Origin of the sequence: Kitasatospora sp. NPDC094019 (assembly GCF_044764505.1) — a bacterium.
Lineage (GTDB): Bacteria > Actinomycetota > Actinomycetes > Streptomycetales > Streptomycetaceae > Kitasatospora.
In genome coordinates, this window is the sequence record NZ_JBIWIF010000020.1 from 119,757 (window position 1) to 133,252 (window position 13,496).

Here is a 13,496-nt window from a genome sequence, read left to right on the forward strand (position 1 = left end):
TGCCACGAAATTGATGCGAAGTCAGTGGTCGGATGGCATCCTGGCGGCGTTCGGCGACGGCGCGGTCGCCGCGTGGGGGCAAGGAGATGCGGGATGGGTGCTTCGGGTCGGGTGTGGGCGCTGCGCTGCGCGGTGGGGGTGTGCGCGGCGGGTGTGATCGCGCTGGTCCTGGTCGCCGTGCTGGTGGACCTGGACACGGCGGACCGGGTGGCCAGCGTGATCGGGGCGGCGGTCGCGCTGGTCGCTCTCGTCCTGGCTCTGTGGCAGTTGCGGCGGTCCGCCCCGGACCCGCGGACGCTGGTGCGTGGCGGCCGGGAGGGGGCGGTGACGGCGGGCGGGAACATGGTCGGGAACGCGATCGGCGCGAACAGCCGGGTGGCTGCGACGCCGGCCGTTCCGGCCCCCGCGCCGCAGCCCGGTGCTCCGGCCGCCGGGCAGAAGGTCGTGGGCGGCGGCAAGGACTCCGTCACCGCAGGCGGGAACATGGTCGGCAACGCGATCGGCGCGAACAGTCGGGTGACCGGGACCCCGGCCGTTCCGGCCCCCGGGCCGCAGCCCGCTGCCCCGGCCGCCGGGCAGGAGGTCGTGGGCGGCGGCACGGGATCGGTGACGGCGGGCGGGGACATGATCGGCAACGCGATCGGCGACGAGAGCGAGGTCGGGTGACCCGCAAGTCGGGGCGTCAGCAGAAGGCGGGCAGATCCAAGCAGCGTTCGGCGGGCACCTCGGGTCGGCGTGCCGCCGCCGGGGCGGGCGCCGACGACGCCGGTACGCCCCCTCCGCGTCGACCGCCGCCACCGGCGGCGGAAGGCGGCACGGTGCGGGTGGAGGCCGGCGGCGACGACTCCGTGGCGGCCGGGCGGGACCTCAAGTACTCCGCCCTGGGCAGCAATTCGAGCGTCACGGTCAGCAGGACCTACATCGAACGGCAGACCGTCGTGCACCCCGGGGGCAACGGTTCCGGACCGGCCGGCCTGCCGGAACTCCCGCCGCCGCCGGCCCTGGGCGCCGCCGATCTCACCGGCCGCGCGGCGGAGTTCGAGGAACTGCTCGCCTTCCTCGACCCGGACGCGCGGACGGCCCGGCCGGGGACGACGACGGCGGTGGCGTCGGTCCAGGGGATGGGCGGGGTCGGCAAGACCACGCTCGCCCTGGCCGTCGCCCACACGGCCCTCGACCGCGGCCTGTTCACCGGGGCGCTCTTCCTCGACCTGCGCGGCTACGACGACAAGCCCCTCGATCCGAGCCAGGCACTGGTCGCCATGCTGCACGCGCTGGGAACGGAACCGGCGCAGATCCCGTCGGAGCAGCAGGACCGGGCCGGCCTCTACCGGGCCCAGCTGTCGGCCCGCACCCGGGCGGGCGAGCGCGTGCTGGTGGTCGCGGACAACGCGGCCTCGGCCGGACAGGTCGAGCACCTGGTGCCCGGCACCGGACCGAACCGGTTGCTGATCACCAGCCGCGACGACCTCTCGGCGCTCGGCGCGAGGCTGTTCGACCTCGACGTCCTCACCGGCGCCGCCGCGGTGGAGCTCCTCGACGGCGCCGTCCGGGCCACGCTCCCCGGCGACGGCCGGATCGCCGCCGACCCCTCGGGGGCCGCTCGGGTCGCGGAGCTGTGCGGGCACCTGCCGCTGGCGCTGCGGCTGGCCGCCGCGCAGCTGGTGACCGACCGGGCGCTCAAGCCCGCCGCCCTGGCGGCCGAACTGGAGGTGCAGGAGCGCCGCCTGGACGCCCTCGACGACGGCCGCCGTGCGATCCGGACCGTCCTGGAGACCTCGTGCAGGCGGCTGACGCCTCCGCAGGCCGAGCTGTTCTGCCTGCTGACGTTCAATCCCGGTCCGGACATGTCCACGGCCGTCGCCATGGCGCTCTCCGGGACCGGGAAGCGCAAGGAGGTCCGCGCTCGGCTGATCGCCCTGGCCAGGGCCAGCCTGATCAGGCAGGATCCCGCCACGGACCGCTGGAGCATGCACGACCTGGTCCGCCTCTACGCGATCGAGCAGCTCGGTGCCCGCCGGTTCCACCGGCTCCACGGCGGGATGGCGGCGAGCCGCCTGCTCCGGCACTACGCCGACCACGCCGAGGCCGCGGCCGAGTACCTGACCCCGGAGAAGCCCTCGGGCGACGGGTTGTTCGGAAGCCGCGCGCAGGCGATGGAGTGGCTTGATGTCGAGCGGATGAACCTCGTCGGTGCTGTCCGGCTGGCCCACGGCGCCAAGCAGTACGACCTCGCCCAGGCGCTGGCCGTGAACCTGGGCGAGTACTTCAACCTGCGCCGGTACCTGACGGACTGGCTGGCGGTCGCCTCGACGGCCCTGGACAGCGCCCGGGCCGAGGGGGACCGCCGCAGCGAGGCCGCGGCCGGGACCGCGCTCGCCCGTGTTCTGACCGAGCTGCGGCGCTTCGAGGAGGCGGAGGAGGCGCAGCGGACGGCGCTGGACCTGCTGGAGTCCGACGACCGGGAGGGGCGGGCCGCCGCCTGGGCCGTACTCGGGCAGGTACTCGGTGAGCTGCGGCGCTTCGAGGAGGGGGAGGAGGCGCTGAGGACGGCGCTCGACCTCCTCCGGGAGGTCGGGAACCGGAGCGCCGAGGCCACGGTGTGGAACAACCTGGGTCAGAGCCTGCTGAAGGTACGGCGTTTCGAGGAGGCGGAGCAGGCGCTGCGAACGGCCCTCACCGTCATGGATCCGCCGGGCAACTCCCGCCAGGAGGCCACCATCTGGACCAACCTCGGGGTCGCCCTGCACGACCTGCGGCGTTTCCCCGAGGCGGAGGAGGCGGAGCGGACCGCCCTGAGGATCGCCCAGGAGCTCGGTGACGGCCCGCGCGAGGGCACCGCCTGGAACAACCTGGGCCACTTCCTCCAGGACCGGTGGCGGCTGGAGGAGGCGGAGCAGGCGCAGCGGGCCTGTCTGGAGATCTTCGAGGGACTCGGCGACCGGTTCTACGAGGGCACGGCGTTGAGCAACCTCGGCAGTACCCTCCTCCTGCAACGGCGTTTGCCCGAGGCGGAGGAGGCCGCGCGCGCGGCGCTCGCAGTCCTGCGGGAGGTCGGCGACAGCCAGCGCGAGGGCGCCGCCTGGAGCAATCTCGGGCGGGTGCTCGCCGGGCTGCAACGGTTCGAGGAGGCGGAGCAGGCGGAGCGGACCGCGCTGGAGATGCTCCGGGCCATCGGCGACCGGTGCGGCGAGGCCACAGCGGCGAGCAACCTCGGTACCGTCCTGCACGAACAGCGGCTGTTCGAGGAGGCGGAGGAGCTGCACCGGGCCGCCGTGCGTCTCTGCGAGGAGGAGGACGATCCGCGCAACGAAGCGATGGCCCGGAGCAATCTCGGTCAGGCCCTGCTGGAACTGCGGCGGTTCGAGGAGGCGGAGGTGGAACAGCGGGCCGCCCTGGCGCTGGTCCGGGACAACGGCGACCGGCACCGCGAGGGTACGGCACGGCACAACCTCGGCGGGGTCCTGTACCGAGTACGGCGGTTCGAGGAGGCGGAGGCGGAACAGCGGGAAGCCCTGGCGATCGTCCGGGACAACGGTGACCGGCACGGCGAGGGCAAGGTCCTGAACAACCTCGGCCAGACACTCCTCAGGGCAGGTCGGCTCGACGAGGCGGAGGAGGTGGCACGGGCCGCCGTGGCGATCTTCCAGCAGACCGGTGACCGGCGTGACGAGGGAGTCGCCTGGAACAGCCTGGGCGGAGTCCTGCGGGAGGCGGGCCGCTTCGACGAGGCGGTCGAGGCGCAGCGGAGATCCCTCGCCCTGCACGAGGAGATCGGCGACCGGTACCGCGCGGCGGTCGGCCTGGTGAACCTCGGGACGGCGCAACGGGCCCAGGGCGATCCGGTGGCCGGGACGGCCGCCGTGGAACGGGCGGTGGAGGTGTTCCGCGAGCTGGCGGACGCGTACCGCGAGGGTGAGGCGCTGGCAGAGTTCGCGTCCTGCCTGGCCGCGCTTGGACGCGACCCGGAGGAGGTCACGCGGACGCGGGAGGCGGCCGCGGCGGCGTTCCGGCGGGTCGGGGCCGAGGAGGAGGCCGTGAAGGTGCTGGACCCGGCCGAGTGAGCGGGTCTGTCACGGTGTTCCGTTCCCGCCCGCGATGTGGGGGCGGGAACGGAACAGCGGGGATCAGGAGGGGAAGGGCCAGGTCGGGCACCACGGCGGGATGATCTGGCCGGGGTAGGGCGGGCCCCACGGCGGGCACGGGGGCAGCGGCTGGGCCGGCGCGGAGGTCCAGAGGATCTTGCCGTTCAGCTCGACCGCGATCGCGCCCTCGTTGTAGATGGTCAGCTCGGCGCCCCACTTGCCGCCGGTCTGGCTGTTCCACAGCGGGGTGTTGTCGGCGGCGTACACGACGAGGTTGCCGTCGCCCTGGATCACCAGGAACTCGCCGCGGGGCATGGCGCCCTGGGCGACCCAGATCGCCTTGCCGTCGCGGTACAGCACGACGTTGCCGTCGCCCTGCATGGCGAGCACGACCTTGCCGTTCGGCGAGTACCACGCCTGGTTGCGGCCGATCGAGGTGTTGCCGGGGATGCGGGTGGGCGGGGTGAGCGCGGCCGTCGCGAGGGCGGGTGCCTGGGCGGTCGCGGGGGCGGCCGGGGCCGGGGCGGCGGCCGCCGTGCCGGTGGCGAGGGTGGCGAAGCCGATCGCGGCGACTGCCGCGAGGGCTGCGGCTCTGGTGCGGAGAGTGGTCATGGCGGGGTTCGGGATCCTTCCGGACGGGGGCGGCCCTGTGGGGCCTGAGCTCTGACGGCGCGTCAGTCGGTTCCTGCGCGCCGGGCGCCCAGGTTATGGCCGTCGGAACGGCGGGTGGCGGCAGATCGACCGGCAGCTTCCCGGCACCCCGCTCCTGCCCCACCTGTCGCTCCCGCCGCTCCCACCCCTCCCGTGCCCCGGCTGTTCGGCCCCCGTGGCCCCCGCCTCCTCGTTACCGCCGCTGGTGCGCGGCGATCAGTCGCGCGTAGTGATGGCCGCTGGACTTGATGGTGCGGCGCTGGGTCGGGTAGTCGACGTGGACGAGCCCGAAGCGCTTGGCGTACCCGTACGCCCACTCGAAGTTGTCCAGCAGCGACCAGGCGAAGTACCCCGCCAGCGGGGCGCCCCGGCCGACGGCGCGGGCGCAGGCGGCGAGGTGCTGGGCGAGGTAGGCGGTCCGCTCCGGGTCGTGGACGCTGCCGTCGGCGGCCACGGAGTCGGCGTACGCCGAGCCGTTCTCGGTGACGTAGATCCGCTCGGCCTCGTACTCCTCGGTGAGCCGGAGCAGCAGCTGCTCCAGCCCGGGCGCGTGCACCTCCCACGGCATCGCGGTGTGCTCCGGGTTGGGGCCGGGCAGCTGGCGGGCGTACGGGGCCGGACCGTCGGGGTCGTCGGCGACGATCTGGCGGAAGTAGTAGTTCAGGCCCAGCCAGTCGAGCGGCGCGGCGATGAGGTCGAGGTCCCCGGCCCGCTCCGGCAGGTCGACGCCGTAGACCCGCAGCATGTCCTCGGGGTAGCCCCGGCCGTGGATCGGGTCCAGCCACCAGCGGTTGACGTGGCCGTCGGCGCGGACGGCGGCGGCCAGGTCGGCCGGCGAGTCGGTGGCCGGCTCGATCGGACTGAGGTTGTTGACGATGCCGATCCGGGCGTCCCGGACGTTCTCGCGCAGCACCTGGACGGCCAGGCCGTGGGCGAGGTGCAGGTGGTAGGAGGCACGGACGGCGGCGGTGAGGTCGGTCAGGCCGGGGGCCATGGCCCCGTCGAGGTGGCCGATCCAGGCCGAGCAGAGCGGCTCGTTGAGGGTCGCCCAGTCGGTGACCCGGTCTCCGAGCCGGGCGGCGACGGCGGCGGTGTACTCGGCGAAGCGCTCGGCGGTGTCCCGGACCGGCCAGCCGCCCCGGTCCTGCTGCGCCTGCGGGAGGTCCCAGTGGTAGAGCGTCGGGAACGGGCGGATCCCGGCCGCCAGCAGGCCGTCCACCAGCCGGTCGTAGAAGTCCAGTCCGGCCGCGTTGACCCGGTCGTCGGCGAGCGGCACCACCCGGGGCCAGGCGATCGAGAACCGGTAGGCGCCGAGGCCGAGCCGGCCCATCAGCGCGACGTCCTCCGGCCAGCGGTGGTAATGGTCGCAGGCGGTGTCGCCGGTGTCGCCGCCGGCCACCCGGCCGGGGGTGCGGGCGAAGGTGTCCCAGATCGACGGGGCGCGCCCGTCGGTGTCCGCCGCGCCCTCGATCTGGTAGGCGGCGGTGGCCGCGCCCCAGAGGAAGTCGTCGGGCAGGGAGGCCAGTTGGGTGCCGGAGTCGGTCATGGCGGGCCTTTCGGGGCAAGGGCGGGTGCGGGAGCGGGCGGCGCCGGGCCGTGGTGCGCCGGTCACTTGACGGCCCCGGCGGTGAGCCCGGCGACCAGGTAGCGCTGGAGCAGCAGGAAGCCGGCCACCACCGGGACGCTGACCACCAGCGAGGCGGCCATCACCTGGTTCCAGTAGACGTCGTTGAGGGTGGCGTAGCCCTGGAGGCCGACGGCGAGGGTGCGGGTCTCCTCGTTGGTGAGCACCGAGGCGAAGAGCACCTCGCCCCAGGCCGTCATGAAGGCGTACACCGCGACCGCGACGATGCCGGGCACCGCCGCCGGGACGATGATCCGCACCAGGGCCCGGACCGGCCCGCAGCCGTCGACCAGCGCCGCCTCGTCCAGGTCGCGCGGGATGGAGTCGAAGTAGCCGACCAGCATCCAGATCGAGAACGGCAGCGAGAAGGTCAGGTAGGTGAGGATCAGACCGCCGCGGCTGCCGTACAGCGGGACACCGGTGGCGTTGCCGACGTTGACGAGGAGCAGGAAGAGCGGGAGCAGGAACAGGATGCCGGGGAACATCTGGGTGGACAGCACCGTCACCGTGAAGAAGCGCCGCCCACGGAAACGGTAGCGGCTCACCGCGTACGCCGCGACGATCGCGACCAGGACCGAGAAGATCGTCGAACCCCCGGCCACGATCAGCGAGTTGAGCAAATAGCGGCCGAGCGGCACGGTGCGCCAGATGTCCGCGTAGGGACGCAGGGTGACGGTGCTGGGGATCCAGCGGAACGGCCCCTGGACGTCCTGGAGCGGCTTCAGCGAGCTGCCGAGCATCACCAGGACCGGGACGAGCGTGAAGACGGTGAGCGCGGCGAGCAGCACGCGGCGCAGCCATCGGAACGAGGCGGGCGGGTCGATCACGCGGTGGCGTCCTTCCGGCGCGAGGTGAGCAGCAGGTATCCGGCCGTCACCACCAGCAGGAACAGCAGCAGCAGCACGGACATCGCCGAGCCCGCCCCGAAGTTCCAGGTGACGAAGGAGGATTGGTAGATGTGCACGGAGACCAGGTCGGCCGCGGCCGGGGCCGAGCGGCCGAACAGCAGATAGGGGGTGTTGAAGTCGTTGAAGGTCCAGAGGAAGAGCACCAGCACCAGCACCTGGTTGACCGGCCGCAGCGAGGGCAGGGTGATCCGGCGGATCTGCTGCCACACGCCGGCGCCGTCCAGCGCCGCCGCCTCGTAGAGTTCGCGCGGGATGTTCTGCAGCCCGGCGGTGAGGGTGAGGAAGGCGAACGGCCAGCTGCGCCAGACCGAGACGGTGACCAGCGCGGCGAAGCTGTTGTCGCCGAGCAGCCAGAACGGCTTGTCGTCGACCAGGTGGAGCTGGTCGTGCAGCACGTGGTTGATCAGGCCGGTGTCCCGCTGGAACATGAACGACCAGGTGATGACCGCCGCGTAGACCGGCAGCGCGTAGGGCAGCAGGAACACGGCGCGCAGCACGCCGCGGCCGCGGAAGGTGTCCTGCATCAGCACGGCGGCGGTGGTGCCGATCAGCCAGGACAGGCCGACGGCGAGCACGGTGAAGGCGCAGGTGACCCAGAACGAGTGCAGCAGGGCCCGGCCGACCGGGGCGTCGAAGTCCACCGCCGTACGGAAGTTGGCGAGTCCGGCCCAGGGGGCGGTGGTCCAGTCGCGAATGAAGAACTGGGTCAGCCGCTTCAGGCTCATCACGGCGCCGAGCACCATCGGCACCAGGTGGACGGCGAGTTCGAGCAGCAGGGCGGGGAGCAGCAGCAGATAGGGGAGTGCGGTGGTTCCGGCGCGGCGGCGCAGTCGGTCGATTCGGGCTCGGATCACGTCAGTTGGCCGGCATCTGCTGCTGGGCCCGGGTGAGTTCGGAGCGGACGCCGTCCTCGGTGACGGCCTTGCCGGCGGCGGCCGAGGCGAGCAGGTTCTTCACAGCGGTGCCGACCAGGGTCTCGAACTGGCTCTCGGCGGGCACCTGCGGCAGCGGGCGGGCGCTCTGGCCCAGGACGGCGGCCAGGGTGCCGAGTTCGGGGGTGGCGAAGGCGGGGTCGCGCTGCGCCTCGACGACCGGGGGGATGGTGCCGTAGGCCCGGTTGAGCACGGTCTGCTCCTCGGTGCCGGTCATGAAGGAGACGAACTTCAGTGCCCCTTCGGTGTTCTTGGTGGCGCGGAAGACGGCGAGGTTGATCCCGGCGACCATCGAGGTGGTGGCGCGCTCGCCGGTGGCGCCGGCGGGGACGGGGACCGGGGCGACGCCGTAGTCCTCGGGGGCCATGCCGTGGGACTTGAGGTTGGCCCCGGCGGCCTGCCACAGCAGCATGGCGGCCTTGCCGGTGGCGAAGTCGGTGACGGACTGGTTGTTGGCGTACTCGGCGTTGCCCGCCGCGGCGATCTTCTCGGTCCCGAGCAGGTCGACGTACTGCTTGACGGCGGCGACGGTACCGGGGCCGTCGAAGGCGGGGCGGCCGGACGGGTCGAAGAAGTCGGCGCCGTGCTGCTTGGCGAGGGTGAAGGCGTGGTGGACGTTCTCGCTGATGTTTCCGCCCTCGACGGCGAGGCCGTAGCGACCGCCGGTGGTCAGCTTCTTCCCGTCGGCGACGAGTTCCTCCCAGGTGGCGGGAGCGCGGTCGATCCCGGCCTCGGCGAAGAGCTTCTTGTTCCAGTACAGGCCGTAGGCCATCGAGTAGAGCGGGACGGCGGCCGGGTCCTGCCCGGCGGCGCCGGCCGAGGCGAGGGCGGCGGGCAGGAACCGCTCCTTGCCGCCGGTCTTCGCCAGGGTGGCGGCGTCGAAGGGCCGCAGGGCGCCGGTGGCCTGGAGCGAGGCGGACCAGGTGTTGCCGATGTTGAGCACGTCGGGGCCCTGGCCGGAGCCGGCGGCGGCGAGGATCCGGTTCAGCAGGTCGGACCAGGGGATGACCTCCAGTTTCACCTTGATGCCGGTCCGCTGCTCGAACTTCCGCAGCTCGGGCTCCAGCACCTGGCGGTCGTTCTCCAGGCTGGTGCCCTGGTTGGAGGCCCAGTAGGTGAGGGTGCCGGGGCTGCTGTCGCCCCCGCCACCGGCTGCGGAGCCTCCGCCGCAGGCGGTGGCGGCGAGGACGAGCGCGGTGGCCAGCACGCCGGCGGCGGCGACGCGGAGGATGGGCATGAAGGGATCCCCTCTCGGGTGAAGTCCGGTTCTGCGCTACTTAATTCGAGGCGTGATTTAACGTGTGAGAAAAGCTTCCGTCAAGGGTTCGGACAGCGATAGATTCGGATCAGGAGGGAGATCCCATGACCGCGCGAGGCAAGAAGACGGTGCGTGACCTGCGCAGAGGCAGTCGGTCCACGCTGCTGCGGCGGCTGTACTTCGACGGGCCGCTCAGCCGCCAGGAGCTCGGCTCGATCACCGGGTTGAGCGCCGGCTCGATCAGCAACGTGACCGGCGAACTGCTCGCCGACGGCCTGATCGAGGAGTGCGGCTCGGTGGAGTCGGACGGCGGGCGGCCCCGGATCCTGCTCCGGGTCGCGGCCGGCCGGGCCCACCTGGTCGGCGTGGACGTCGGGGAGACCCAGGTCCGGGTCGCGCTGTTCGACCTGGCCAGGACCGAACTGGCCGCCAGTGACCGGGCGTTGGACGACCGCGGCCACGACGCCGGCCATGTGGCGGAGCTGATCCTGACCGGGCTGGCCGAGGTGCTGGAGCGCACCGGGACCGATCCGGGGACGGTGCTCGGTGTCGGTGTCGGCGTGCCCGGCATCGTCCAGCAGGGCGGCGGGTCGGACCTCGGGGGAGGGGCGGGCGCCGTGGTGCACGGCCAGACCGTCGGCTGGGACGCGGTGCCGCTCGGCCGGATGCTGAGGGCCGGCACCGACCTGCCGCTGTTCGTCGACAACGGCGCCAAGACCCTCGGTCAGGCAGAGATGTGGTTCGGCGCCGGGCGCGGCGCCCGGCATGCCGTGGTCGCCCTCTTCGGCTCCGGCGTCGGCGCCTGCGTGATCGCCGACGGCGCCCGCTTCCGGGGCGCCACCAGCAGCGCGGGCGAGTGGGGCCACACCAAGGTGCACGTCGGCGGACGTCGCTGCCGGTGCGGCGCGCGCGGCTGCCTGGAGGCGTACGTCGGGGCGGAGGCGCTGGTCGCGCGGTGGGGCGCGGCGCCGGCCGGCGGCGGGGAGAAGGCGGGGCTGGCGGCGCTGCTGGCTGCCGCCGGGGCGGGCGATCCGGCCGCGGTCGCCCTGCTCGACGAGGCCGCCGAGTACCTCGGCGCGGCCATCGCCGACCTGGTGAACCTGTTCAACCCGGAGCGGATCGTGATCGGCGGCTGGGCCGGGCTGCTGCTCGGCCCCCGGTTGCTGCCCGGGATCCGTGCGGCCGCCACCGAGTACGCGCTGCGCTTCCCGCGCGAGCAGACCGAGATCGTGCTCGGCACCCTGGGCCCGGCGGCGGTCACGGTGGGAGCGGCCACCCTGCCGCTCTCCGACTTCCTGGACTCCGGCGGGGAGTTCCCGCGCCGGGCACCCGCCGGGGCGGCGGGTGCCGCGGCGCCGGCCGGGCGGTGGGCCTGACCGGCGGCGGGGCCCGGCCGGGGTGACGCCCCTGAGCTGGGATTCTTCGGTATTTCCTTGCGGCACAGGCAAGTTCACGCCGTGATGAAAGTCGTCCGGAGGGGTTGACACCCCGGATCGACTGCCCCGAGACTCCCGGTCGGGGGCGCTCCCCGAGCCCGGACCCCGGGTGGGCGGCGCTCCGTCACGCACCAGGTGACCGCCCGCCGCACGGCGGGTCCGTGCGCGCACCGGCCGTACCCCGGGCCGGCCGGTGCGCGGACCCGCCGAGCCGTCCCGTCGTTCCCCACCGCCCGGCGCCCGACGGCGCACCGGGCGCGGGCCGCGGTGTGCGCCTCCGCCTCCACCCACCCCCACCGCAGGAGCAGCCCATGAGGCTCACTTCAGCACGCCCGCGTCGCGGGGGGCCGGCCGCCAGGCTCGGTCTCGCCCTGCTCGCGGCCACCACCCTCGCCCTGCCCGGACCGGCCGCCCTCGCGGCCCCCGTCGCCGGGTCCACCGCCGGGTCCACCGCGGCGGCCCCCGCCGCCGAGTGCGGGGCCGCCGATGCCGCGCGGGGCCGCCCGGCCACCGCCTCCTCCACCGAGAACCCGGGCCTGTCCGCCGCCAACGCCGTCGACGGCGACCCCGGCACCCGCTGGTCCTCCGCCTTCGCCGACCCGCAGTGGCTCCAGGTCGACCTGGGTTCGGTGCGGCAACTGTGCCGGGTCGAACTCGCCTGGGAGGCGGCGTACGGCCGCGCCTACCAGATCCAGTCCTCGGACGACGGCGTCACCTGGCGGACCCTCTACTCCACCGCGAACGGCACCGGCGGCACCGAGACCCTCGCCGTCTCCGGCAGCGGCCGTTTCGTCCGGCTCAACGGCCTGGCCCGGGGCACCGGCTGGGGCTACTCGCTGTGGGAACTGCGGGTCGCCGCCTCCGACGGCCCGACCGTGCCGCCGGTGCAGGGCGGCGGCGACCTCGGCCCCAACGTCCTGGTCTTCGACCCCGGCACGCCCGGCATCCAGGGCACCCTGGACGAGGTGTTCCGCAAGCAGGAGTCCAACCAGTTCGGCCCCGAGCGGTACGCGCTGCTGTTCAAGCCGGGCACCTACCAGAACCTCAACGCCCAACTCGGGTTCTACACCTCGATCGCGGGCCTCGGCCTCAAGCCCGACGACACCACCTTCAACGGCGATGTCACCGTCGACGCCGGCTGGTTCAACGGCAACGCCACCCAGAACTTCTGGCGCTCCGCCGAGAACCTCGCCCTCAACCCGGTCAACGGCACCGACCGCTGGGCCGTCGCCCAGGCCGCGCCGTTCCGCCGGATGCACGTCCGGGGCGGCCTCAACCTGTCGCCCAACGGCTACGGTTGGGCCAGCGGCGGCTACATCGCCGACAGCCGGGTGGACGGGCCGATCGGCAACTACTCGCAGCAGCAGTGGTACACCCGGGACAGCGCGATCGGCGGCTTCTCCAACGGCGTGTGGAACCAGGTGTTCTCCGGCGTCCAGGGCGCGCCCGCGCAGAGCTTCCCGAACCCGCCCTACACCACCCTCGACACCACCCCGGTCTCCCGCGAGAAGCCGTTCCTCTACCTCGACGGCAACGAGTACCGGGTGTTCGTCCCGGCGAAGCGCACCAACGCCCGCGGCGTCTCCTGGGACGGCACCCCGCAGGGCAGCTCCCGGCCGCTGAACCAGTTCTACCTGGTCAAGCCGGGCGCGACGGCGGCCACCATCAACCAGGCGCTGGCCCAGGGCCTGGACCTGCTGTTCACCCCCGGCGTCTACCACGTCGACCGGCCGATCGAGGTCACCCGCCCGGACACCGTGGTGCTCGGCCTCGGCCTGGCCACCGTGGTGCCCGACAACGGGGTCACCGCGATCCGGGTCGCCGACGTGGACGGCGTCCGGCTGGCCGGGCTGCTGGTCGACGCCGGACCGGTCAACTCGCCGGTGCTGGTGCAGATCGGACCGGACAACGCCGCCGCCGACCACGCCGCCGACCCGACCACCCTCCAGGACGTGTTCGTCCGGGTCGGCGGCGCGGGCGCGGGCTCGGCCACCACCGGGATCGTGGTCAACAGCGACGACGTCATCGTCGACCACACCTGGATCTGGCGCGCCGACCACGGCGCCGGCGTCGGCTGGACGGTCAACCCCGCCGACTACGGTCTGGTCGTGCGCGGCGACGACGTGCTCGGCACCGGCCTGTTCGTCGAGCACTTCAAGAAGTACGACGTCGAATGGTCGGGCGAACGCGGCCGGACCATCTTCTACCAGAACGAGATCGCCTACGACGCCCCGAACCAGGCCGCCGTGCAGAACGGCGCCACCAGGGGCTGGGCCGCCTACAAGGTGGACGACAACGTCACCACCCACGAGGGCTGGGGCCTCGGCAGCTACTGCTACTTCAACGTGGATCCGAGCATCCGGATGGACCACGGCTTCGAGGCCCCGGTCCGGCCCGGGGTCCGGTTCCACGACCTGCTGGTGGTCTCGCTGGGCGGCAACGGCCAGTACGAGCACGTGATCAACGGCACCGGCGGCGCGACCTCGGGCACCTCCACCACCCCGTCCACGGTCATCTCCTACCCGTGATCCGGCGCGGTCGGCGCCGAGCCGACCGCCCCGCCCGACCGCCGCCCCGGCGGCCCGCGATCCGGCGGGCCGCC

The 13,496-nt window shown here is 73.5% G+C and carries 9 protein-coding genes; 4 read left to right on the plus strand and 5 right to left on the minus strand.

Annotation, left to right across the window (positions count from 1 at the left end):
* Positions 1-93 precede the first annotated feature (93 nt).
* Complete coding sequence (locus ACIQ9P_RS32810; RefSeq protein ID WP_402364496.1) at positions 94-666, plus strand: hypothetical protein; 573 nt, start codon at positions 94-96, stop codon at positions 664-666.
* Complete coding sequence (locus ACIQ9P_RS32815) at positions 663-4,064, plus strand: tetratricopeptide repeat protein (protein ID WP_402364499.1); 3,402 nt, start codon at positions 663-665, stop codon at positions 4,062-4,064. Before ACIQ9P_RS32810 ends, ACIQ9P_RS32815 begins: the two co-directional genes overlap by 4 nt.
* Positions 4,065-4,127: 63 nt before the next feature.
* Here ACIQ9P_RS32815 and ACIQ9P_RS32820 read toward each other — a convergent pair whose 3' ends face one another.
* The 5 genes from ACIQ9P_RS32820 to ACIQ9P_RS32840 all read right to left on the minus strand — a co-directional run bounded on the left by ACIQ9P_RS32820 (position 4,128) and on the right by ACIQ9P_RS32840 (position 9,437).
* Positions 4,128-4,697 (minus strand): hypothetical protein, encoded by a 570-nt coding sequence (locus tag ACIQ9P_RS32820; RefSeq protein ID WP_402364502.1) that lies wholly within the window; start codon positions 4,695-4,697, stop codon positions 4,128-4,130.
* Between the two features lie 232 nt (positions 4,698-4,929).
* Complete coding sequence (locus ACIQ9P_RS32825) at positions 4,930-6,282, minus strand: GH1 family beta-glucosidase (protein ID WP_402364504.1); 1,353 nt, start codon at positions 6,280-6,282, stop codon at positions 4,930-4,932.
* A gap of 62 nt (positions 6,283-6,344) precedes the next feature.
* On the minus strand, positions 6,345-7,187 hold the full coding sequence (locus ACIQ9P_RS32830; RefSeq protein WP_402364507.1) for a carbohydrate ABC transporter permease: 843 nt from the start codon (positions 7,185-7,187) through the stop codon (positions 6,345-6,347).
* Positions 7,184-8,122, minus strand: a complete 939-nt coding sequence (locus tag ACIQ9P_RS32835; protein WP_402364510.1) for a carbohydrate ABC transporter permease — start codon at positions 8,120-8,122, stop codon at positions 7,184-7,186. The genes ACIQ9P_RS32830 and ACIQ9P_RS32835 overlap by 4 nt, the downstream gene beginning before the upstream one ends.
* A 1-nt stretch (position 8,123) precedes the next feature.
* On the minus strand, positions 8,124-9,437 hold the full coding sequence (locus ACIQ9P_RS32840; RefSeq protein ID WP_402364513.1) for an ABC transporter substrate-binding protein: 1,314 nt from the start codon (positions 9,435-9,437) through the stop codon (positions 8,124-8,126).
* Positions 9,438-9,562: 125 nt separating this feature from the next.
* Between ACIQ9P_RS32840 and ACIQ9P_RS32845 the strand changes: the two genes are divergently transcribed.
* Positions 9,563-10,834 (plus strand): ROK family protein, encoded by a 1,272-nt coding sequence (locus ACIQ9P_RS32845; protein WP_402364516.1) that lies wholly within the window; start codon positions 9,563-9,565, stop codon positions 10,832-10,834.
* A gap of 371 nt (positions 10,835-11,205) precedes the next feature.
* On the plus strand, positions 11,206-13,422 hold the full coding sequence (locus tag ACIQ9P_RS32850; RefSeq protein WP_402364519.1) for a discoidin domain-containing protein: 2,217 nt from the start codon (positions 11,206-11,208) through the stop codon (positions 13,420-13,422).
* The last annotated feature ends 74 nt before the right edge of the window (positions 13,423-13,496 follow it).